Here is a 21,281-nt window from a genome sequence, read left to right on the forward strand (position 1 = left end):
TCGATGAAACTCAATGATCTGAGTCCAGCGCCGGGTTCCCGTCGCGAAAAGCATCGTCCGGGCCGTGGTATCGGTAGTGGTTTGGGTAAGACCGGTGGCCGTGGCCACAAAGGTCAGTCCTCCCGCTCCGGTGGCACCATTGCTCCAGGCTTTGAAGGCGGTCAACAGCCGCTGCATCGTCGCCTGCCGAAGTTCGGTTTCGTTTCCCTGAAAGCCATGGATCGCGCAGAAGTGCGTTTGTCCGAGCTGGCTAAAGTGGAAGGCGACATCGTCACCGTGCAGTCCTTGAAAGATGCCAACGTGATCAACGTCAACGTACAGCGTGTGAAAATCATGCTGTCCGGTGAAGTGACTCGCGCTGTTACCATCGGAAAGGGAATCGGCGCCACCAAAGGTGCGCGTGCGGCTATCGAAGCAGCTGGCGGCAAGTTCGAGGAATAAATGGCTAAGCAAGGTGCTCTCTCTGCGCTCGGCAAAGGCGGTATGTCTGAACTCTGGGCTCGTCTGCGTTTTCTGTTCCTGGCGATTATCGTCTACCGAATAGGCGCACACATCCCGGTTCCAGGTATCAACCCGGACCGACTCGCGGACCTGTTTCGACAGAATGAGGGGACCATTCTTAGCTTGTTCAACATGTTTTCCGGCGGCGCGCTGGAACGGATGAGCATCTTTGCATTGGGGATCATGCCGTACATTTCGGCATCGATCATCATGCAGCTGATGACCGCCGTCAGCCCGCAGCTGGAGCAGTTGAAGAAGGAAGGTGAAGCTGGCCGTCGCAAGATCAGCCAGTACACCCGCTACGGCACTGTCGTCCTCGCTCTTGTTCAGGCAATTGGCATGTCCATTGGTCTGGCAGGGCAGGGCGTTGCGTTCACTGGTGACTTTGGCTTCCATTTCGTCGCGGTATCCACATTTGTGGCTGGTGCGATGTTCATGATGTGGCTGGGTGAGCAGATTACTGAGCGTGGTGTTGGCAACGGTATCTCGATGTTGATTTTTTCGGGTATCGTCGCCGGTCTTCCGAGAGCGATCGGGCAGTCTTTCGAGTCTGCACGTCAGGGTGATATCAACATCTTCGCCCTGGTTGCCATCGGTTTGCTGGCAGTAGCGATTATCGGTTTCGTGGTGTTCATTGAGCGTGGTCAGCGTCGTATTGCTGTTCACTACGCCAAGCGTCAGCAGGGCCGTAAGGTCTTCGCTGCGCAGACTAGCCACTTGCCGCTGAAGGTGAACATGGCCGGTGTTATTCCGGCCATTTTCGCGAGCAGCATTTTGCTGTTCCCGGCTTCGTTGGGTGCCTGGTTCGGTCAGTCTGAAGGTATGGGCTGGTTGCAGGACATCTCGCAGTCGATCGCTCCTGGTCAGCCGTTGAATATTCTGCTGTTTAGTGCAGGGATTATTTTCTTCTGCTTCTTCTATACGGCGTTGATGTTCAATCCGAAAGACGTAGCGGAAAACCTGAAGAAGTCCGGTGCCTTTATTCCGGGCATCCGTCCAGGTGAGCAGTCTGCGCGCTACATTGATGGCGTTCTGACTCGCTTGACCATGTTCGGTGCTCTTTACATGACGGCCGTGTGTCTGCTTCCCCAGTTCCTGGTGGTTGCGGCAAACGTACCGTTCTACCTTGGCGGGACCTCGTTGCTGATCGTCGTCGTGGTTGTGATGGACTTCATGTCCCAAGTACAATCGCACCTCGTTTCGCACCAGTACGAATCCCTGATGAAGAAAGCCAACCTGAAGGGTTACGGCAGCGGCATGTTGCGCTGAGTACCCATAAGGTTCGAGGAGTTGGTGATGAAAGTTCGTGCATCGGTGAAAAAGCTGTGCCGTAACTGCAAGATTATTCGCCGCGAAGGTGTTGTTCGAGTAATTTGCAGCGCGGAACCGCGTCACAAACAGCGCCAAGGCTGAGTGTGATTGTGCTTCAAGCCCGGTAGCTAGTGCGCTACCGGGTTGATTATTTGTTATTACAGCGATATTATCTCGCGCCCTATTTCTTGGCTTCCGGGGCGTAGGTAGCTGTCAATTGGAGTCCCACTGAATGGCCCGTATTGCAGGCGTTAACATTCCAGATAACAAGCATACTGTTATCTCGCTGACCTACATCTATGGTGTTGGTCGCACTACTGCACAGAAGATCTGTGCAGTGACTGGGGTAAACCCAGCCGCAAAGATCAAGGATCTGAGCGACGAGCAGATTGAACAGCTGCGTGGCGAAGTGGCGAAGTTCACCACTGAAGGTGACCTGCGTCGCGAAATCAACATGAAAATCAAGCGTTTGATGGACCTCGGTTGCTATCGCGGTCTGCGTCATCGTCGTGGTCTTCCAGTACGCGGTCAGCGTACCAAGACTAACGCGCGTACCCGTAAAGGTCCGCGTAAGCCGATCCGCAAGTAATCGCCCCAGCGAATCGACAGGAAATTAATCATGGCTAAACCTGCTGCTCGTCCTCGTAAAAAAGTTAAAAAGACAGTGGTTGATGGCATCGCCCACATCCATGCTTCTTTTAACAACACAATCGTGACCATCACCGACCGTCAAGGCAACGCTCTTTCCTGGGCTACCTCCGGTGGTTCGGGTTTCCGCGGTTCCCGCAAGTCCACCCCGTTTGCTGCTCAAGTAGCTGCTGAACGTGCTGGCCAAGCTGCGCTGGAATACGGTCTGAAAAACCTCGACGTTAACGTCAAAGGTCCAGGCCCAGGTCGTGAATCTGCAGTCCGCGCTTTGAACGGCTGTGGCTACAAGATCGCCAGCATCACCGACGTGACGCCAATCCCGCACAACGGGTGCCGTCCGCCGAAGAAGCGCCGCGTGTAATCCAGGAGATTGTAAAGAATGGCTCGTTACATTGGTCCAAAATGCAAACTCGCTCGTCGCGAAGGCACCGATCTCTTTCTGAAGAGCGGCGTGCGCGCGATCGAATCGAAGTGCAACATTGAAGCAGCACCTGGTATCCACGGCCAACGCCGCGGTCGCCAGTCCGATTACGGCACCCAACTGCGTGAAAAGCAGAAGGTCCGTCGTATCTACGGCGTTCTCGAGCGTCAATTCAGCGGCTACTACAAAGAAGCTGCTGGCAAGAAAGGTGCAACCGGTGAAAACCTGCTGCAACTGCTCGAATGCCGTCTGGACAACGTTGTATACCGTATGGGTTTTGGCTCTACTCGTGCCGAATCCCGTCAGCTGGTATCGCACAAATCCGTCAGCGTTAACGGCCAGACCGTAAACGTACCGTCTTACCAGGTTCGTGCTGGTGACGTGGTCGCGATTCGCGAGAAAGCAAAGAACCAACTTCGCATTGTCCAAGCTCTCGATCTGTGTGCCCAACGTGGCCGCGTAGAATGGGTAGAAGTAGACACTGAGAAGAAGTCGGGCGTTTTCAAGAACGTTCCAGCTCGCAGTGATCTGTCCGCCGACATCAACGAAAGCCTGATTGTCGAGCTCTACTCCAAGTAAGGGCTAGAAAATAGGTGCATCCATGCAGATTTCGGTAAATGAGTTCCTGACACCCCGCCATATTGATGTGCAGGTTGTCAGTCCAACCCGCGCCAAGATCACTCTCGAGCCTCTCGAGCGTGGTTTCGGCCACACCCTGGGCAACGCGCTGCGCCGCATCCTGTTGTCCTCAATGCCCGGCTGTGCAGTAGTCGAGGCCGAGATTGACGGTGTACTCCATGAGTACAGCGCAATCGAAGGCGTACAGGAAGACGTAATTGAAATCCTGTTGAACCTTAAAGGTCTGGCTATCAAGCTGCACGGTCGTGACGAAGTTACGCTGACCTTGTCGAAGAAGGGTTCGGGGGTGGTTACCGCTGCCGATATTCAGCTGGATCATGATGTCGAGATCGTTAACCCCGATCACGTAATCGCTAACCTGGCGTCTAACGGCGCCCTGAACATGAAGCTCACCGTAGCTCGTGGTCGTGGTTATGAACCGGCAGACTCGCGTCAGAGCGATGAAGACGAAAGCCGCAGCATCGGTCGCTTGCAGCTTGACTCTTCGTTCAGCCCGGTTCGCCGTATCGCATACGTGGTGGAAAACGCCCGTGTCGAACAGCGTACTAACCTGGACAAGCTGGTTATTGATCTGGAAACCAACGGTACTCTGGATCCTGAAGAGGCTATCCGTCGCGCTGCAACCATTCTGCAACAGCAGTTGGCTGCGTTCGTCGACCTCAAAGGTGACAGTGAGCCAGTGGTTGTCGAGCAGGAAGACGAGATCGATCCGATCCTGCTTCGCCCGGTTGACGATCTGGAACTGACTGTACGTTCGGCTAACTGCCTTAAGGCGGAAAACATCTACTACATCGGTGACCTGATTCAGCGTACCGAAGTAGAGCTGTTGAAGACTCCGAACCTTGGCAAGAAATCCTTGACTGAAATCAAGGACGTTCTGGCCTCCCGCGGTCTGTCCCTCGGCATGCGCCTCGACAACTGGCCGCCTGCAAGTCTTAAGAAGGACGACAAGGCGACTGCCTGATCGTCGTAATCACCGAACGTCGTGTTTGGTAAGGAATGAACCATGCGTCATCGTAAAAGTGGTCGTCACCTGAGCCGCACTAGCTCGCACCGCAAGGCCATGTTTCAAAACATGGCAGTGTCGCTGTTCGAGCACGAGCTGATCAAAACTACACTGCCGAAAGCTAAAGAACTGCGTCGCGTTGCTGAGCCGCTGATCACTTTGGCCAAGACAGACAGCCTGGCTAACCGCCGTCTGGCTTTCGACCGTACTCGTTCGAAAGCTATCGTTGGTAAGCTCTTCAACGACCTGGGCAAGCGTTACGCTACCCGTGAGGGTGGCTACCTGCGCATCCTCAAGTGCGGCTTCCGCACTGGCGACAACGCGCCTATGGCGTACGTCGAGTTGGTTGATCGTGCTACCGGCGGTGAAGCTGTATCCGCTGAGTAAGACGTCAGTCTGAAACGAAGAGCCGGGCCTAGTGCCCGGTTTTTTGTGGGCGTCTGAAAAGTAGGATCTTCGTTAGTAATTTTCTATCGACACTTACAAGTTAATGAATTTGTAGGTGTAACGTTGGTGATCAATACTCCCTCTCAGCCGATTAGCCGGCAGTTCAAGACTGACAGAGGAAGAGATCGCATGAGCCAAAATAAAATACTTACCACCGCCAGTGGCGCTCCTGTCGCCGACAACCAGAATTCCCGCTCCGCCGGTCCTCGTGGCCCATTGCTACTCGACGACTTCCACCTGATCGAGAAGCTTGCCCACTTCAACCGTGAAAACATTCCTGAGCGCCGCGTACACGCCAAGGGCTCGGGTGCTTACGGTACGTTCACCGTGACGCGCGACATCACTGAATACACCAGCGCCAAGCTGTTCGAATCCGTCGGCAAGCAGACCCCAACCTTTCTGCGGTTTTCCACCGTGGGCGGTGAGCGCGGCTCGGCTGACACGGAACGCGACCCACGTGGCTTTGCCCTGAAGTTCTATACCGAAGAAGGCAACTGGGACATCGTTGGCAACAACACGCCAGTGTTCTTCATTCGCGATCCGCTCAAGTTTCCGGACTTTATCCACACCCAAAAACGCCTGCCGCAAAGCAACCTGAAAAGTGCGCAGATGATGTGGGACTTCTGGTCGCACTCGCCTGAGGCGCTGCACCAGGTCACCATCCTGTTTTCGGACCGTGGCATCCCTGACGGCTACCGTCACATGCACGGCTTCGGCAGCCACACTTACAGCCTGATCAGTGCCAGCGGCGAGCGTCACTGGGTGAAGTGGCATTACAAGACCCAGCAAGGGATCAAGAACCTGGCGCCGGCAGAAGCTGCTCGCCTGGCGGGCACCGATCCGGATTACGCACAGCGCGACTTGTTCGAAGCGATTGAGCGCGGTGACTTCCCCAAATGGCGTGTGTGCATTCAGATCATGACCGAGGCCCAGGCTGCGGCGCATTACGAGAACCCTTTCGATGTGACCAAGACCTGGTCGCAGAAAGAGTTTCCACTGATCGAAGTGGGTGAGCTCGAGCTCAACCGCAATCCGCAGAACTACTTCGCGGAAGTTGAACAAGCGGCGTTCGGTCCGAGCAACATGGTTCCAGGTGTTGGCCTGTCGCCAGACCGCATGCTGCAAGGGCGAGTGTTCGCTTACGCCGATGCGCACCGCTACCGTGTTGGTACCAACCATCAGCAACTGCCGGTGAATGCGCCGCGCAGCCCGGTCAACAGCTACCAGCGTGATGGCTCCATGGCGTTTGGCAGCAATGGTGGTGCAGCGCCGAACTACGAGCCGAACAGTTACGTAGAGTCGCCAAAACAGGCGCCTCGTTATGCTGAGCCTGCTTTGGCATTGAGCGGTGCGGCTGATCGTTACGATCATCGCGAAGACACGGACTACTACAGCCACGCAGGTGCGTTGTTCCGTTTGATGAGTGATGAGCAGAAAAACCTGCTGACCAACAATATTGCGGGCGCGATGGCAGGGGTCTCCGCTGATGTAGTGGATCGCCAGTTGCAGCATTTCTTCAAGGCCGACCCGGCTTATGGAGACGCAATCGCAAAGGCGCTCAACGTACAGATTAACGAAGTCTAAACGAGAAGCAGAACCGCCCTCATTAGGGCGGTTTTTGCGCTATTTAAACTACTTTTCTCAGAATATCTTCGCTTTTATCGCGCAAACCAAGTGACCAAACAGTCGCTGTGGTTCAAACTACAGACTTTCAAGCAGGGAGATGTAGGGCGATGCAAGGCCACCCAGACGTAATCGATTACCTCAACACGTTGCTGACCGGCGAACTGGCCGCGCGTGATCAATATTTCGTTCACTCGCGGATGTATGAGGACTGGGGATTCACCAAGCTCTACGAACGAATCAACCACGAGATGGAAGAGGAAGCGGGGCACGCCGATGCGCTGATGCGCCGAATTCTGATGCTCGAAGGCACGCCACGCATGCGTCCGGACGATCTTGATGTCGGCACCACGGTTCCTGACATGCTAGCTGCCGACCTGCGACTGGAATACAAAGTCCGCGCCGCACTCTGCAAGGGCATCGAACTCTGCGAGCAGCACAAAGACTACGTCAGCCGCGAGATGCTGCGCATTCAACTGAACGATACCGAAGAAGACCACACCTACTGGCTCGAGAAGCAGTTGGGTCTGATCAAGTTGATCGGTCTGGAGAATTACCTGCAATCTCACACCTGACACTGGACCGTAGGAGCACAGCTTGCTGGCGAAGGCTTCCTTGATATCGCCATCGCCAGCAAGCTGTGCTCCTACAGTGTCAACGAAAAAGCCCCTGTCACCGACAAAGTGACAGGGGCTTTTTCATGGGCTTGATTCAGTCCCTGTCGCGAGCCAGCAGCGGTTTGAGATAGAAACCGGTGTGAGACTGCTTCATCTCGGAGACTTCTTCCGGCGTACCGACGGCAATGATCTGCCCGCCTTTGGAACCACCTTCCGGCCCCAGATCCACCAACCAGTCAGCAGTCTTGATCACGTCCAGGTTGTGCTCGATCACCACCACGGTGTTGCCGTGGTCGCGCAGTCGATGCAGCACGTCGAGCAGTTGCTGAATATCCGCGAAGTGCAAACCAGTGGTTGGCTCATCGAGGATGTACAGCGTCTTGCCGGTATCGCGCTTGGACAGCTCGCGGGACAGCTTCACCCGCTGCGCTTCACCACCAGACAGGGTGGTCGCCGATTGCCCCAGCTTGATGTACGACAGGCCGACATCCATCAGCGTCTGAAGCTTGCGTGCCAGTGCCGGCACCGCGTCGAAGAACACCCGGGCTTCCTCGATGGTCATCTCGAGGGTTTCGTGGATGCTCTTGCCCTTGTACTTGATCTCCAGCGTTTCGCGGTTGTAGCGCTTGCTCTTGCAGACGTCGCACGGAACATAGATGTCCGGCAGGAAGTGCATTTCAACCTTGATCAGGCCGTCGCCCTGGCAGGCTTCGCAGCGTCCGCCCTTCACGTTGAAGGAGAAACGCCCCGGCCCGTAACCGCGGGAACGGGATTCCGGCACGCCGGCGAACAGTTCGCGAATCGGCGTGAACAGCCCGGTGTACGTCGCCGGGTTGGAGCGTGGCGTGCGGCCGATCGGGCTCTGGTCGATGTCGACGACCTTGTCCAGGTGCTCCAGCCCTTTGATGCTGTCGTGAGCCGCAGCCTCAAGCGTTGTCGCACCGTTGAGTGCCGTCGCACTCAAAGGAAACAGCGTGTTGTTGATCAACGTCGACTTGCCCGAACCGGAGACGCCGGTAACGCAGGTCAGCAGGCCAATCGGAATCTCCAGATCGACGTTGCGCAAGTTGTTGCCGCGAGCGCCCTTGAGGGACAGCGACAACTTCTTGTTACGCGGTGTGCGTTTGGCTGGAACGGCAATCTTCACCCGACCCGACAAGTACTTGCCGGTCAGCGAGTCAGGGTGAGCCATAACTTCCGCTGGCGTACCTTCGGCGACGATATGCCCCCCGTGCACGCCGGCACCCGGGCCGATATCCACGACATAGTCAGCCAGGCGAATGGCATCTTCATCGTGTTCGACCACGATCACCGTGTTGCCGATGTCGCGCAGGTGCTTGAGCGTGCCGAGCAAACGGTCGTTGTCGCGCTGGTGCAGACCAATCGACGGTTCATCGAGGATGTATAGAACGCCCACCAGACCGGCACCAATCTGACTGGCCAGACGAATCCGCTGCGCCTCGCCACCGGACAACGTGTCGGCACTGCGATCCAGCGACAGATAATCGAGGCCGACGTTGACCAGGAACTGCAGGCGCTCGCGGATTTCCTTGAGGATCTTGTCGGCAATTTCACCGCGACGCCCGGTCAGCTTCAGCACGCCGAAGTATTCGCATGCATCGCCAATCGGCAGATTGGTTACCGCCGGCAGCGTCTTCTCGCCGACCCAGACATGCCGCGCCTCGCGACGCAGGCGGGTGCCACGGCAATCCGGGCAATGCTGGGTGCTGAGGAACTTGGCCAGCTCTTCGCGCACCGATGCCGATTCGGTTTCGCGGTAGCGACGTTCCAGGTTTGGCACGATGCCTTCGAACGGGTGCGAACGTTTGACGATGTCGCCACGGTCATTCAGGTATTTGAAATCGACGTTCTGGGAGCCGCTGCCGTGCAGGATGAATTTCTGCTGCTCGGCCGGCAGTTCGTTGAACGGTACTTCGAGGCTGAACTTGTAGTGCGCCGCCAGCGACCCGAGCATCTGGAAGTAATAGACGTTACGCCTGTCCCAGCCGCGAATCGCACCTTCGGCCAGAGTCAGTTCGCCATTGACCAGTCGCTTGATGTCGAAGAATTGCTTCACGCCCAGACCATCGCACGTCGGGCAGGCGCCGGCCGGGTTGTTGAAGGAGAACAGCTTGGGTTCCAGCTCGCTGATCGCGTGACCGCAGATCGGGCAGGCGAAGCGCGCGGAGAAGATGATCTCTTCGCCGGGTTCGTCGTCCATCGGTGCGACCAGGGCAATGCCGTCCGCCAGTTTCAGCGCAGTCTCGAAGGATTCGGCCAGACGCTGTTGCAGATCGGCGCGGACCTTGAAGCGGTCGACGATGACGTCAATCGAATGCTTCTTCTGCTTGTCCAGCTTCGGCAGTTCGTCCAGTTCGCAGATCCTGCCGTTGACCCGGGCCCGGACAAAGCCCTGGGCGCGCAGTTCTTCGAAGACCGAAAGGTGTTCGCCTTTGCGCTCGCGAATCACCGGCGCCAGCAGCATCAGTTTGCTGCCCTCCGGTTGGGCGAGGACCAGGTCGACCATCTGGCTGACGGTCTGCGCTTCCAGCGGAATGTCGTGATCCGGGCAGCGCGGAATACCGACGCGAGCGTAGAGCAGGCGCAGATAGTCGTAGATTTCGGTGATGGTGCCGACCGTCGAACGCGGGTTGTGCGAGGTCGACTTCTGCTCAATGGAAATGGCTGGCGACAAACCTTCAATGGTGTCGACGTCAGGCTTTTCCATCATCGACAAAAACTGCCGGGCATAGGCCGACAGCGACTCGACATAGCGGCGCTGGCCTTCGGCGTACAGCGTGTCGAACGCCAGGGACGATTTGCCGGATCCGGACAAGCCGGTGATGACGATCAGTTTGTCCCGTGGCAGGGTCAGGTCGATGTTCTTCAGGTTGTGGGTTCGGGCCCCACGAATCAGGATCTTGTCCAAAGTGGCCTCGCTCGGCGGGCGTCGAAAACGTAGGAGTATACGGCCAAATACTGGATGGATGCACACTATCAAACGAGTGGTTTACTGTCGTACATGAAGAGTCTGTCAGCGGAACGCGTCAAAGCGTCGCGATATACCCTGTCAATCGATGGGACTGGTAGAATCGCCGCCGGTTCACATGAGGTTTTTCCATGCACGATCCCCACAGCGAACGCATGAGTGGCAGTGAGACCCGCGCAGCAAGCGGTCTGGCCCTCGTGTTCGCGTTCCGTATGCTTGGCATGTTCATGGTGTTGCCGGTACTGGCGACCTATGGGATGGATCTGGCAGGAGCGACCCCGGCCCTCATCGGGCTGGCGATTGGCGCTTACGGCCTGACCCAGGCGATATTTCAGATTCCGTTCGGCTTCATTTCCGACCGCATCGGGCGCCGCCCGGTGATTTACCTGGGGCTGATCGTGTTCGCCCTCGGCAGTGTGCTGGCGGCCAACGCTGATTCGATCTGGGGCGTTATCGCCGGACGAATCCTGCAAGGCGCCGGGGCGATTTCCGCAGCAGTGATGGCGTTGCTGTCAGACCTGACCCGCGAACAGCATCGGACCAAAGCCATGGCCATGATCGGCATGACGATTGGTCTGTCGTTCGCGGTCGCCATGGTGGTAGGACCGTTGCTGACTCGTGCCTTTGGGCTGTCCGGGTTGTTCCTCGCCACCGGTGGCATGGCGCTGGTGGGTATCGTGATCGTGATGTTCATGGTGCCGCGCTCCACCGGGCCGTTGCAGCACCGTGAATCCGGCGTCGCGCGCCAGGCACTGATGCCGACGCTCAAGCACCCGGACCTGCTGCGCCTGGACCTGGGTATTTTTGTGTTGCACGCGATGTTGATGTCGAGCTTCGTTGCATTGCCGCTGGCCCTGGTCGAAAAAGCCGGGCTGCCCAAAGAGCAGCACTGGTGGGTCTACCTGACCGCGCTGCTGATTTCCTTCTTCGCCATGATCCCGTTCATTATCTACGGCGAGAAGAAACGCAAAATGAAACGAGTTTTATTGGGCGCAGTGCTGACGCTGATGCTCACTGAGCTATTCTTCTGGCAGTTCGGCGATAGCTTGCGGGCCCTGGTGATCGGGACGGTGGTGTTCTTTACCGCGTTCAACTTGCTGGAAGCTTCGTTGCCATCGCTGATCAGCAAGGTTTCACCGGCGGGCGGCAAGGGCACGGCGATGGGGGTTTATTCCACCAGTCAGTTCCTCGGATCGGCACTGGGCGGGATCCTCGGCGGCTGGATGTTCCAGCATGGCGGTCTGTCGGTTGTCTTCCTCGGATGCGCCGGCCTGGCTGCCCTCTGGCTGGCCTTTGCTGTTACCATGCGCGAACCACCTTATGTCACGAGCCTGCGCTTGCCGTTGTCGCCCGAGGCGATCCGCGAAGCGGGTCTGGTTGAGCGCCTGAAGGCCGTCGTAGGGGTAACAGATGCGGTAATCGTTGCTGATGAAGCAGCGATTTACATCAAATTGGACACAGAACTATTGGATCGCACTACCCTCGAGCGTCTGGTGAACAACCCGCCCGAGGCAGCGTGCGTAGCCTAGGAGAACGTTATGGCCCGTGGGGTTAACAAAGTCATATTGGTCGGCACTTGCGGCCAGGATCCCGAAGTTCGCTACTTGCCTAACGGTAACGCCGTGACCAACCTGAGTCTGGCGACCAGCGAACAGTGGACCGACAAGCAGACCGGTCAGAAGGTCGAGAAGACCGAATGGCACCGTGTGTCGATGTTCGGCAAAGTGGCGGAAATCGCCGGCGAATACCTGCGTAAAGGTTCGCAGGTCTACATCGAAGGCAAGCTGCAGACCCGCGAGTGGGAAAAAGACGGTATCAAGCGTTACACCACTGAAATCGTGGTCGACATGCAAGGCACCATGCAACTGCTGGGCGGCCGTCCACAGCAGGGCGACCAACAAGGCGGGGGCAACAACTACCAGCAGTCCGCTCCGGCTCCACGCCAGCAGCAGGCGCCGCGTCCGCAGCAGTCGGCACCGCAACAGTCGCGTCCGGCTCCACAGCAGGCCGCTCCTCAGCCGGCTCCGGATTTCGACAGCTTTGATGACGATATCCCGTTCTAGGATATGGCTTAGGCCTTTGTAAGGTTTAGCCTCGAAACCCCCGATCGGTCCTCTGGACTGGTCGGGGGTTTTCTTTTGCACGCTATTTGTAGGAGCCGGCTTGCTGGCGATTCAAGCACCGCGGTTAGCCAGGTAAACCGCGTAATCGTTCATCGCCGGCAAGCCGGCTCCTACAGGTTTGCGCTCAACGGGGGGAAATGGTCACATTGGCCCGCGCCGTGTGCAGTTTTTTGTAGCTGTCGATCAGGCGCAGGTGCCTGTCGAGCCCCTCCAGTTTCATGCTGGTCGGCGTCAAGCCATGGAAGCGCACGGTCCCGTCCACCGAGCCGATTGCTGCGTCCGTCCGCTCGCTGCCAAACATCCGGCGGAAATTGGCCTCGTAGTCTTCCAGTTCCAGGTCTTCGTCCAGTTTCATCTCCAGCACCACATTGACGGCCTGGTAGAACAAGCCGCGCTCAACCGTGTTGTCGTTGTACTGCAGGAACATTTCCACTGCTTCTTTCGCCTCTTCAAATTGTTGCAGGGCGAGATAAATCAGCAGCTTCAACTCCAGGATCGTCAACTGACCCCAAGCGGTATTGTCGTCAAATTCGATGCCGATCAAGCTGGTGATGTCGGTGTAGTCGTCCAGCTCACTTTCCACCAGGCGCTCGACCAGCGCTCGCAGTTCGTCTTCGTCCAGGCGATGCAGGTTCAGGATGTCTTCGCGGAAGAACAGCGCTTTGTTGGTGTTATCCCAGATCAGATCGTCTACTGGATAAATTTCCGAATAGTCCGGCACCAGAATGCGGCAGGCCGTCGCGCCGATATGCTCGTAGACCGCCATGTACACTTCCTTGCCCATGCCTTCGAGAATGCCGAACAAGGTCGCGGCTTCCTCGGTATTCGAGTTTTCACCCTGGCCGGAGAAGTCCCACTCCACGAATTCGTAATCCGACTTCGAACTGAAGAAGCGCCACGACACAACGCCGCTCGAGTCGATGAAGTGCTCGACGAAGTTATTCGGCTCGGTCACCGCATGACCTTCAAACGTCGGCTGGGGCAGGTCGTTGAGGCCTTCGAAGCTGCGGCCTTGCAGCAATTCGGTGAGGCTGCGTTCCAGTGCCACTTCAAGGCTTGGGTGCGCGCCGAACGAGGCGAACACACCGCCGGTACGCGGGTTCATCAACGTGACGCACATCACCGGGAATTCACCGCCCAGAGACGCATCCTTCACCAACACCGGGAAACCCTGTTCTTCCAGCGCCTGAATGCCGGCGAGGATCCCTGGGTACTTCGCCAGCACGTGGGCCGGCACATCCGGCAGTGCAAATTCACCTTCGATGATTTCGCGTTTTACCGCGCGCTCGAAGATCTCCGACAGGCACTGCACCTGCGCTTCGGCCAGCGTGTTGCCGGCACTCATGCCGTTGCTCAGGTACAGGTTTTCAATCAGGTTGGACGGGAAATACACCACCTCGCCGTCCGACTGGCGCACGTACGGCAGCGAGCAGATACCGCGCTCTTCATTGCCCGAGTTGGTGTCGATCAGATGGGAACCGCGCAACTCGCCGTCGCGGTTGTAAATCTTCAGGCAGTACTCGTCGAGAATCTCGGTCGGCAGCGCGTCTTTACGGCCAGGCTTGAACCAGCGCTCGTCCGGATAATGCACAAATTCCGCGTTGGCGATGTCTTCGCCCCAGAACTGGTCGTTGTAGAAGAAGTTGCAGTTGAGCCGCTCGATAAACTCGCCCAACGCCGACGCCAGTGCGCCTTCCTTGGTCGCACCCTTGCCGTTGGTGAAGCACATCGGCGAGTGTGCATCGCGGATATGCAGCGACCACACATTGGGCACGATATTGCGCCACGAGGCGATTTCAATCTTCATGCCCAGGTCCGCCAGGATGGCCGACATGTTGGCGATGGTTTGTTCCAGCGGCAGATCCTTACCCGCAATGTAAGTGCTCGCCTCTGAGCTGGAAGCAGGCATCAACAGCGCCTGGGCATCGGCGTCGAGGTTTTCCACTTCTTCGATCACAAACTCAGGCCCGGCCTGCACCACTTTTTTCACGGTGCAACGGTCGATGGAACGCAGGATGCCCTGGCGGTCCTTGTCGGAGATGTCCGCGGGCAACTCGACCTGGATCTTGAAAATCTGGTTGTAGCGGTTTTCCGGGTCAACAATGTTGTTCTGCGACAGGCGGATGTTATCCGTGGGGATATTGCGTGTGCTGCAGTACAACTTCACGAAATACGCCGCACACAACGCCGACGAAGCCAGGAAGTAGTCGAACGGACCGGGTGCCGAGCCATCGCCCTTGTAGCGGATTGGTTGGTCGGCCACCACCGTGAAGTCGTCGAACTTGGCTTCAAGCCGAAGGTTGTCGAGAAAGTTGACCTTGATTTCCATGGGGGGGTACCAGAATAACGGGCTAGACGATTTGGCCGCCATTATCCGGCTTTTCAGCGGTAAGTCTTGTGGTTGTCGGGTCCCTGATCGGGTTTACACCTGTTTCACCCCGACGCCCGATGCATGGCAACGGGCTTTTTCACTGACGGTAATTGTTCAGTCGAGTATCAGGTGCGGCAAGAATCGGCTGGAATCCTTGGTAATCAGGCTGTTGTCCTCGCGCACACCGATGCCCGCCGCTTGATCGCCGATCACCCAGGAACCGATCAACGTGTAGCTATCGCCAAACTGCGGCAGCGGCGCGAACTCCTGAAGGATAAACGGCGCGTCCGTGTAGGGCCCATCCTCTTTCACGATCAGACCGTCCGCTGTTTGCAGCTCGATGTTGGCGCCTTCCCGCGAGAAGAATGGCTTGCGCACCCAACCCTTGGGCACCGCTTTGTTCGGGTCGGTATCCAGGTGGGCGGCGAGCAGGTTCGGATGGCCTTTGTTGAATTCCCACAGCAGCGGCAGGATGCCTTTGTTGGAAATGATGGATTTCCAGGCTGGTTCGAAAAACTGCGTATCACTCTGGGCAATCGCTGCACCAAAGGGCTCGTGGAAGATGAACTCCCAGGCGTGCAGTTTGAACAGGTGAGGAATCCAGCGATCTTCAAGATCGACGAAACGTCCGTCACTGGTGAGGCCAATGTCTTCGATGTCGATGTGGCGGGATTCGATGCCGACTTTTTCCGCAACCAGCCGCAGGTAATCGGTGGTGCCCTTGTCCTCGACCGAGTCTTTCATCGAGGCGAAATAGAAGGGCTGCGTGATCTGCAGTTGAGCAAAGGCCTGATGCAGCTTGGTGTCGATGCTGTTGAACTGGTCGGCGTTCTTGGGCAACAAACCACGCTCAATGCACTGCTCCAGCCAGCCCCACTGGAACGCCGCCGCTTCGTAGAGGCTGGTCGGCGTGTCGTAGTTGAGCTCCAGCAGCTTGGCCGGGCCGTTGCCGTTGTAGGAAAAGTCCATGCGCCCGTACAGATGCGGATGACCTTCGAGCCATGACGTACGAACCAGGTCGTAGAACGCTGCCGGAATGCTCAGGCGTTCCAGCAACTCCTCGCTCTGCACCACGCGAGCCACCAGGTCCATGCACATCTCATGGATCTCGGTGGTCGGGTCTTCGAGATCGTTCTCGATCTGCTTGAGCGTGAACTGGTAGTACGCGCTCTCGTCCCAATAGGGTTCGTCGTCGATGGTGTGGAACAGAAAGCCGAGGTTTTCGGCGGTCTGTTTCCAGTCATGACGCTCTGTGCAGAGGATTTTCTTCATGGCCCTGTTTCCTTAACTGCTCGACCCGCCGCCACCCCAGCCGCTGCGCGCACTGGCTTTGCTGCCGAAGCCGCCACGGGAAGTGGACGAGGCAACGGACACCGGTTTGCTGGCGGAACGAATCGAGTCGGCGTAGTTGCTGCTGCCGTATCGCGCCTGATTGGATTTGGTAAAGGTCGAACCTTTCGAAATCCGCTGGCCGAGTGTCGAAGACGAATAGCTGCCACGGTCATCGCGGTAGCGGTACACCGGCTCGGAATAGTAGCTGTTGCGGTTGTTGCTCAACATGTTGCCGATCAGCAGGCCGGTCAGCAGGCTGGTGCCGGAGAATCCCGAACCGCCACTGTTCGCTTCCGAGGCAGGCAGTTGCGCTTTGGCGGCGTCCACCTGGGATTGCGTCACCTCGCCATTGGCGGTCAGCTCGAAGCCGCCGAGTTTGGGGATGAACTTGCCGGCGGAGTCCTGCTGGCACCAGTCGGCGACGAAGTCGGCTTCGCAATCGGCCTGGTTGTCGTACACCGGTGCAATGCGTCGATGTTCGGCCATGGCGGTCATGAAGGCGTCCGAGCAGACGTCCACCGGAAGTTTTTCATCGGCGCATTGCTGCACGGACTGGAAGTTGTACTTTTTCTGCACCGAGTAGGTTTTTTCCGTCGGCCCGCAGCCCGAAATCGCCATCGCGACCGAGGCTGCCAGCGACAGCTGAACGTACTTGCTTCGTTTCATCGGGAGCTCCGTGCGCGATCAGTTCGAGGAAGGGGTCATGCAGGCGGCGTTCAACATGCCGACGCTGATGGCCACGGCTGCCACGTAGATACCGGCGGCGATTTCACCTTTCTTGATGCGCTCGGAGGTGCCCTTGAGCACCAGGCTGGTCATCAGGAACGCCAACAATTGCACGAACGCGGCGATGACTGCCCAGACCACGAAGTCGAGGAGGCTGACCGAGTAGGCGATCACGTTGCTGGCCGGAATCGCGAAACCGATGACCGCGCCGCCCAAGGCGATTGCAGCCGCGACGTTGCCCGAACGGATCAGCTCGAATTCCTTGTGCGGGGTGATGCGGGTGTAGATGAACTGGAACAGCGCGAACAGCACGGCGGCGCCGAGGATGTACGCAACAAACCCGAGCACGGCGGCTTTGTTCAGGGAGACGGAGAGCGCTTCTAGCATGGGTTTCTTCCTTTTTAAAAAGTGTTCAGGTCGGTGGTGTACAGCGAAATGCCCAGCGAAGTGCTCAAGCTGATCGTGCCTTCGGCGTCTTCTTCGACAGAAAACAGCAGGAATTCACGGCGGTCGGTCAGGCCGGTTTCGCGGGCGTACAGCATCGAACGGTGCTCGACGCTGTAGGACTCATCCGGGTTTTTCAGCTGTTCGCTCAACGCCACCAGTTCAGTCTGGCCATTCTCGGAGCCCCATTCACGGGTGTATTCGACGCCGTTGTGGGTGTAGGTCGGCAGCCCGATCAGGCTATTCGGGCCGGCCAGACGGCGCAGCTCCGCTTCGCTGCTGATGGTGATGTAACTGAGGTAGTTGAACAGGATCACCGACTCGACCTGGCCGGCGATGTCGCCGGTGGTGTGCACTTGCAGCCAGTAGTCTTCGTCGTTCATGTAGTAGCGCGACAGCCAGGTCGACTGCCCGAGGTCAATGGTGCCGTTGCTCCAGACCTGCTGCGAGCCGGGGATGGCCACGGCAGTTTTTTCGTCGAGTAACAATTGCAGCGTGCTGTCGAACATCACGCCTTTGCCCAGTGCCAGACCCAGCGGGCCGGCGGCCGGTTGGGTTTCGCTGGCGGTCCATTTCGATTCTGAATTCGCGTTCGGGGCCTCAAGCCCCAACAACTGTTTAAACCATCCCATTGGAGATTTCCTTGAGGCGAGTGGAGGCGATGTAGAAGAGCTCGCCGCCCTCGACGCGTGTGGCGCCAGGCGGGTTGATCGATGGTTGTCGGGCGCCCTTGGCGCGGTAGCCGATGAGGGTGGCGTTGTGACGTTCTTTCATCTGCGTGTACAGATCGCCGAAGGTCGCGTTAAACGTATCGGGCAGTTTCATCAGGTATTGGGTCGCGCCCTGGCCCACGCACAGCAATTCGTTGATGACCACGGACGAGCCGGGGTCCTGGGACGCGCGCACAAGCATCTCGATGGCCATGCTTGATGTGCATTCCAGGCTGGGGGCGTAGGCACTGGCGAGCGAGGCGATTTCACTGTCATTGAAGTGGGCGACCACATGCCCGACAGGCTTCAGTTGATTGACCGCCAGCACGGTGGCCAGGGTCAGGTCGTCTGAATGGGTTCGCACCAGAACGCGTTCGGCACCGGGAACGCCAGCGCGCAGTAGCAGCGCCACCGAGGACAGGCTTTCGCCCTTGATGAAGGACGCCTGGCCGGGCATGGGGTTTTCTTCAAGGGTGCAATCGCAAATGACGATCAGGTTGTCGTTGGAGGTTTCATCCTGAAGCAACAACTCAACGACCCGTTCGCTGGACGCACCTTCCCAGCCGATGAGCACCGTATGCCCGACATTGCCGGTGTAGTCACCTTTGCCCTTCATGCTTTTTCTCCATACATCGATAACGCTGCTGGTGGTTTTGCCGATGGCTGCCGTCAGCAGCGCAATGCCGCCGAGCATGACCCAGGTGGCCACGAAAATGCGCCCCGCCGATGTCTGTGGCGCGAGATCGCCATAGCCTACGGTAAGCGTGGTGGTGAGATAGAAGTAGGTAAACGTGGCGGGGGCGGTGAGGTGCTGTTCGCCCAGCAACACCAGGCCCAGATACGCCGTGGTCAGGTGCACGGCCAAGGCGATGACCAGCCCTGCCCAACCGAATCGGTGGAAGAGGGACGAGGCATACATGCGCAATAAAAGGAAAATCGACATTTCGTCCCTGACTCCGTGGGTATTCATTCCTGGCGACGTTATCGCCTCGGCGTCTGAATGCTCAAGTGCGGTTAACCGGCGGCATTAAACCTGCTGCGCGGCGCAGAGAAAAGTACCTTGGCTGCAATAAATCCGGCGAGCGCCCCAAAGAGATGTCCTTCGAAGGACACACCCTGACGCGGAAGGAAGCCAAAGACCAGGCCGCCATAGAGCAGCGCCACGACGCTGGCCGTGATCAGGTTGCCCCAACTGCGGTGAAACCAGGCGCGGGACAGGAGGTAGGCCCACAGTCCGAATACCCAGCCGCTGGCGCCAATGTGCACGCCGGAAAATCCGAACAGCCAGACCAGCGCGCCGCCCAGCAGAATGATGATCGCGCTGACGGCCAGGAAACGGTTGAGCCCGTCGACAATGACCAGGGTGCCCAGAATCAGGAAGGGAATCAGGTTGGCGCTGAGGTGCGCAAAGGACGCGTGCAAAAAAGGCGAGGTGATGATACCGACCAGTCCGTGGGCTGTTCTCGGCACCAGGCCGAATGCCACAAGGCTGTAGCCGGTCGCAACGTTGAGCAGTTGCAGCGCCACCATGAAAATGGCGAGGCTGGCGATTGTCTTGAAACCCTTCAGGGCATCCATCCTTGACCTCGATTCAACGAAAAACTGAAACGCATATCCAATGTGGGAGCGAGCCTGCTCGCGAAGAGGGAGTGTCAGTCAACATTAATGTCGCCTGACAAACCGTAATCGCTAGCAGGCTAGCTCCCACAGGTTATGCATCTGCGACTGAGTGGGTTACTCAGCCGATTTCTGCTTCAGGCGCTCCAGGATCGCGTTGGCGCTGCCCGCGTCCGGCGTGATGCCGGCTTCGCGCAGTTTGCGCTCCAGGTCAGTGCCAGTCGATGCATCGGCCAGTTGGTCCTGGGCTTCCAGTTCAGCGGCGCGTTGCTGCTGCTTGGCTTGCAAGCGGTTCAGCGTGCCGACTGCGGTTTCCAGTTTGCCATTGGCGCCGCCGCTGGCGATGGACGCGCTGACCTGGGCTTTCTGTACGCTTTCGCGGGCCTTGGCCATGTCCACTTGCTGGCGCAGGCTCTTGATGCGGTTTTCAGCCTTGGTGATGTCTTTGCGCATGTTGTCCGCATAACCGCCGAATTCGGTGGCCTGCTTCTGCTCGACATCCAGCTCGTTGGTCAGGGTCGAAATGGCTTCGGCCACTTCCAGTGCCAGGTCTTCGCGGTTGGCCTGAATGGCGGCCAGCGCCTTGGATTCCAGGTCCTTGATCTTGGCGTTGTACTCGCTGACGCGATCTGCGGACAGTTTGTGCTTGGCCATGATGGTGACCAGTTCACGCTTGGCGTTGGCCAGCGCGCTGTCGGCATCGCGGATTTCCTGGTCGAGGATGCGCAGGGCCTGTTGGTCGACGATCGATTCGCCGACTTCATTGGCACCGCCACGCAGTGCGGTGAACAATTTGCTCCAGATGGACTGAGTCATTGGATTTTCCCTGATTCCCGAATAATTAATTGAAAAAACGTTCGAAGGCTTCGCTGGCGCGCTGCACGTTGTCGACGAGGGTTTTGACCTCGGTCACGACGTTGGTCAGGCTCGAGTCGGAGCTGAGCGCGCCAAACATGTTGTAAACGACCTGCCCGTTGGGCATGGACTCGATGCCGATCGACGACAGCGGGAACATTTCCCGGCTGCGCAGCACGGCATCATTGAAGGCCGGCACGTCCTTGATCGACTCGACGTCGACCAGCACGGTATCGACGATGATCTGGTCGCCCACTACCGCGATGTAAATCGGCAAGCCACCGAAGTCGTTCATTTCCAGCTTGATGCTGGATTCGGAGCCTTGGACGAGGGAGAGGGTGATGTCGTTCGAGACCACTTCGTCCAGGGCTTGAAGGGCGCTGTAGAGGCGATCGATGTTCCAGTTGTTACCTGCGCTCATGTAATTCTCCGACATGAATGAGCCAGCCAGGATCGGTTGGCGTAGCTGTTTCTCCATCTGCTTGAGCAGGCTTCGGTTTTCGGGAAGCACCCAAGTCTCGTGTTTTACATAACCGGCGGCACCCAGGCCCGCGCGCATCTGCTTCATGTAGAAGCTCGACGGTTTTTTCGCGGACGGTTTCGAGCGCTCTCCCTTGCGGCTTGCTGAATCGTTCACAGACCCGGAAGGCGGATCTGATGGAGAGCTGCTGTTCATGGTGCTGACCTCGTTGTGAAAAACTCACGCGTGAGAAACACTACAGGCAATTTTCGCTGGGCTCAATAGCTCACGCGTGAGATTTTTTTGTGGGTGGTGGGGGCGGGGATTGGGGGTATATCCGTTTTTTGGGTGATGGCGGATATTGGTTTCGCCCTTACGGCGAGTCACTTGGAAAAGCCCCAAGTAACCAAGGGCTCTTGCCCCTTTCGTTCGGTGCCTCGC

General features: G+C 57.8%; 22 protein-coding genes. 12 read left to right on the forward strand and 10 right to left on the reverse strand.

Features of this window, described 5'->3' with window-relative positions; all coding sequences use genetic code 11:
* The first annotated feature begins 3 nt into the window (after nt 1–3).
* From rplO to bfr, 10 genes are all read left to right on the forward strand, one after another.
* On the forward strand, nt 4–441 hold the full coding sequence (gene rplO, locus KGB27_RS18020) for a 50S ribosomal protein L15 (RefSeq protein ID WP_007896782.1): 438 nt from the start codon (nt 4–6) through the stop codon (nt 439–441).
* Nucleotides 442–1,770 (forward strand): preprotein translocase subunit SecY, encoded by a 1,329-nt coding sequence (gene secY / locus KGB27_RS18025; protein ID WP_003228718.1) that lies wholly within the window; start codon nt 442–444, stop codon nt 1,768–1,770. It begins immediately after the preceding gene.
* A gap of 27 nt (nt 1,771–1,797) precedes the next feature.
* Nucleotides 1,798–1,914: a 50S ribosomal protein L36 gene (rpmJ, locus tag KGB27_RS18030; RefSeq protein ID WP_002555468.1), complete on the forward strand. Its 117-nt coding sequence runs from the start codon at nt 1,798–1,800 to the stop codon at nt 1,912–1,914.
* Between the two features lie 130 nt (nt 1,915–2,044).
* Complete coding sequence (gene rpsM, locus KGB27_RS18035; protein WP_003186020.1) at nt 2,045–2,401, forward strand: 30S ribosomal protein S13; 357 nt, start codon at nt 2,045–2,047, stop codon at nt 2,399–2,401.
* Between the two features lie 30 nt (nt 2,402–2,431).
* Entirely contained in the window at nt 2,432–2,821 is a 390-nt protein-coding gene (gene rpsK / locus KGB27_RS18040) for a 30S ribosomal protein S11 (protein WP_002555466.1), read from the forward strand.
* An 18-nt stretch (nt 2,822–2,839) separates the two neighbouring features.
* Entirely contained in the window at nt 2,840–3,460 is a 621-nt protein-coding gene (gene rpsD / locus KGB27_RS18045) for a 30S ribosomal protein S4 (RefSeq protein ID WP_003210056.1), read from the forward strand.
* Between the two features lie 22 nt (nt 3,461–3,482).
* Nucleotides 3,483–4,484 carry a DNA-directed RNA polymerase subunit alpha gene (locus tag KGB27_RS18050; protein ID WP_003186012.1) on the forward strand — a complete coding sequence of 334 codons (1,002 nt, stop codon included), beginning with the start codon at nt 3,483–3,485 and terminating at the stop codon, nt 4,482–4,484.
* Between the two features lie 42 nt (nt 4,485–4,526).
* Nucleotides 4,527–4,913 (forward strand): 50S ribosomal protein L17, encoded by a 387-nt coding sequence (gene rplQ / locus KGB27_RS18055; protein WP_007943777.1) that lies wholly within the window; start codon nt 4,527–4,529, stop codon nt 4,911–4,913.
* 189 nt (nt 4,914–5,102) lie between these two features.
* Complete coding sequence (locus tag KGB27_RS18060; protein ID WP_192420659.1) at nt 5,103–6,557, forward strand: catalase; 1,455 nt, start codon at nt 5,103–5,105, stop codon at nt 6,555–6,557.
* A 149-nt stretch (nt 6,558–6,706) separates the two neighbouring features.
* Nucleotides 6,707–7,171: a bacterioferritin gene (bfr, locus tag KGB27_RS18065; RefSeq protein WP_008030905.1), complete on the forward strand. Its 465-nt coding sequence runs from the start codon at nt 6,707–6,709 to the stop codon at nt 7,169–7,171.
* 136 nt (nt 7,172–7,307) lie between these two features.
* Here bfr and uvrA read toward each other — a convergent pair whose 3' ends face one another.
* Entirely contained in the window at nt 7,308–10,142 is a 2,835-nt protein-coding gene (gene uvrA, locus KGB27_RS18070) for an excinuclease ABC subunit UvrA (protein WP_223481011.1), read from the reverse strand.
* A gap of 191 nt (nt 10,143–10,333) precedes the next feature.
* Between uvrA and KGB27_RS18075 the strand changes: the two genes are divergently transcribed.
* Both KGB27_RS18075 and KGB27_RS18080 read left to right on the forward strand, forming a co-directional pair.
* Nucleotides 10,334–11,731, forward strand: coding sequence for an MFS transporter (locus tag KGB27_RS18075; RefSeq protein WP_008030907.1), 1,398 nt, complete (start codon nt 10,334–10,336; stop codon nt 11,729–11,731).
* Nucleotides 11,732–11,740: 9 nt separating this feature from the next.
* A complete protein-coding gene (locus KGB27_RS18080) occupies nt 11,741–12,265 on the forward strand; it encodes a single-stranded DNA-binding protein (RefSeq protein WP_008041307.1) in 525 nt (174 codons plus the stop codon).
* A 184-nt stretch (nt 12,266–12,449) separates the two neighbouring features.
* On the opposite strand, the gene KGB27_RS18085 is transcribed toward KGB27_RS18080, so the two are convergent.
* The 9 genes from KGB27_RS18085 to KGB27_RS18125 all read right to left on the reverse strand — a co-directional run bounded on the left by KGB27_RS18085 (nt 12,450) and on the right by KGB27_RS18125 (nt 20,948).
* The gene (locus KGB27_RS18085) at nt 12,450–14,654 is read right to left on the reverse strand and encodes an OsmC domain/YcaO domain-containing protein (RefSeq protein ID WP_223555564.1); all 2,205 of its coding nucleotides are present in this window, start codon (nt 14,652–14,654) and stop codon (nt 12,450–12,452) included.
* A gap of 156 nt (nt 14,655–14,810) precedes the next feature.
* On the reverse strand, nt 14,811–15,968 hold the full coding sequence (locus tag KGB27_RS18090) for a glutathionylspermidine synthase family protein (protein WP_223555567.1): 1,158 nt from the start codon (nt 15,966–15,968) through the stop codon (nt 14,811–14,813).
* Between the two features lie 12 nt (nt 15,969–15,980).
* Entirely contained in the window at nt 15,981–16,694 is a 714-nt protein-coding gene (locus tag KGB27_RS18095; protein ID WP_008041314.1) for a DUF1190 domain-containing protein, read from the reverse strand.
* 18 nt (nt 16,695–16,712) lie between these two features.
* Complete coding sequence (locus KGB27_RS18100) at nt 16,713–17,141, reverse strand: DUF350 domain-containing protein (RefSeq protein ID WP_008030949.1); 429 nt, start codon at nt 17,139–17,141, stop codon at nt 16,713–16,715.
* Between the two features lie 14 nt (nt 17,142–17,155).
* Nucleotides 17,156–17,830, reverse strand: coding sequence for a DUF2491 family protein (locus tag KGB27_RS18105; protein WP_223555569.1), 675 nt, complete (start codon nt 17,828–17,830; stop codon nt 17,156–17,158).
* Nucleotides 17,817–18,851 carry an ion channel gene (locus tag KGB27_RS18110; protein ID WP_008041318.1) on the reverse strand — a complete coding sequence of 345 codons (1,035 nt, stop codon included), beginning with the start codon at nt 18,849–18,851 and terminating at the stop codon, nt 17,817–17,819. Before KGB27_RS18110 ends, KGB27_RS18105 begins: the two co-directional genes overlap by 14 nt.
* Nucleotides 18,852–18,922: 71 nt before the next feature.
* Nucleotides 18,923–19,486, reverse strand: coding sequence for a rhomboid family intramembrane serine protease (locus tag KGB27_RS18115; RefSeq protein WP_008041319.1), 564 nt, complete (start codon nt 19,484–19,486; stop codon nt 18,923–18,925).
* A 156-nt stretch (nt 19,487–19,642) separates the two neighbouring features.
* Nucleotides 19,643–20,341 (reverse strand): PspA/IM30 family protein, encoded by a 699-nt coding sequence (locus tag KGB27_RS18120; protein WP_223555571.1) that lies wholly within the window; start codon nt 20,339–20,341, stop codon nt 19,643–19,645.
* Between the two features lie 25 nt (nt 20,342–20,366).
* Nucleotides 20,367–20,948: a YjfI family protein gene (locus KGB27_RS18125; RefSeq protein WP_085988408.1), complete on the reverse strand. Its 582-nt coding sequence runs from the start codon at nt 20,946–20,948 to the stop codon at nt 20,367–20,369.
* Nucleotides 20,949–21,281: the final 333 nt, after the last annotated feature.

The sequence above is a fragment of the Pseudomonas sp. BF-R-01 genome, assembly GCF_019946615.1.
In the GTDB taxonomy this organism is placed as follows: domain Bacteria; phylum Pseudomonadota; class Gammaproteobacteria; order Pseudomonadales; family Pseudomonadaceae; genus Aquipseudomonas; species Aquipseudomonas migulae.

Coding starts and splice junctions, on each gene's coding strand:
- KGB27_RS18075 (WP_008030907.1), top strand. CDS start 10,334: ATGCACGATCCCCACAGCGAACGCATGAGTGGCAGTGAGACCCGCGCA.
- KGB27_RS18125 (WP_085988408.1), bottom strand. CDS start 20,948: ATGAAGCAGATGCGCGCGGGCCTGGGTGCCGCCGGTTATGTAAAACAC.
- KGB27_RS18050 (WP_003186012.1), top strand. CDS start 3,483: ATGCAGATTTCGGTAAATGAGTTCCTGACACCCCGCCATATTGATGTG.
- KGB27_RS18080 (WP_008041307.1), top strand. CDS start 11,741: ATGGCCCGTGGGGTTAACAAAGTCATATTGGTCGGCACTTGCGGCCAG.
- KGB27_RS18060 (WP_192420659.1), top strand. CDS start 5,103: ATGAGCCAAAATAAAATACTTACCACCGCCAGTGGCGCTCCTGTCGCC.
- rpsK (WP_002555466.1), top strand. CDS start 2,432: ATGGCTAAACCTGCTGCTCGTCCTCGTAAAAAAGTTAAAAAGACAGTG.
- KGB27_RS18095 (WP_008041314.1), bottom strand. CDS start 16,694: ATGAAACGAAGCAAGTACGTTCAGCTGTCGCTGGCAGCCTCGGTCGCG.
- rpsM (WP_003186020.1), top strand. CDS start 2,045: ATGGCCCGTATTGCAGGCGTTAACATTCCAGATAACAAGCATACTGTT.
- KGB27_RS18085 (WP_223555564.1), bottom strand. CDS start 14,654: ATGGAAATCAAGGTCAACTTTCTCGACAACCTTCGGCTTGAAGCCAAG.
- rpsD (WP_003210056.1), top strand. CDS start 2,840: ATGGCTCGTTACATTGGTCCAAAATGCAAACTCGCTCGTCGCGAAGGC.
- KGB27_RS18100 (WP_008030949.1), bottom strand. CDS start 17,141: ATGCTAGAAGCGCTCTCCGTCTCCCTGAACAAAGCCGCCGTGCTCGGG.
- bfr (WP_008030905.1), top strand. CDS start 6,707: ATGCAAGGCCACCCAGACGTAATCGATTACCTCAACACGTTGCTGACC.
- rpmJ (WP_002555468.1), top strand. CDS start 1,798: ATGAAAGTTCGTGCATCGGTGAAAAAGCTGTGCCGTAACTGCAAGATT.
- rplO (WP_007896782.1), top strand. CDS start 4: ATGAAACTCAATGATCTGAGTCCAGCGCCGGGTTCCCGTCGCGAAAAG.
- KGB27_RS18115 (WP_008041319.1), bottom strand. CDS start 19,486: ATGGATGCCCTGAAGGGTTTCAAGACAATCGCCAGCCTCGCCATTTTC.
- rplQ (WP_007943777.1), top strand. CDS start 4,527: ATGCGTCATCGTAAAAGTGGTCGTCACCTGAGCCGCACTAGCTCGCAC.
- KGB27_RS18105 (WP_223555569.1), bottom strand. CDS start 17,830: ATGGGATGGTTTAAACAGTTGTTGGGGCTTGAGGCCCCGAACGCGAAT.
- secY (WP_003228718.1), top strand. CDS start 442: ATGGCTAAGCAAGGTGCTCTCTCTGCGCTCGGCAAAGGCGGTATGTCT.
- KGB27_RS18120 (WP_223555571.1), bottom strand. CDS start 20,341: ATGACTCAGTCCATCTGGAGCAAATTGTTCACCGCACTGCGTGGCGGT.
- KGB27_RS18090 (WP_223555567.1), bottom strand. CDS start 15,968: ATGAAGAAAATCCTCTGCACAGAGCGTCATGACTGGAAACAGACCGCC.
- KGB27_RS18110 (WP_008041318.1), bottom strand. CDS start 18,851: ATGTCGATTTTCCTTTTATTGCGCATGTATGCCTCGTCCCTCTTCCAC.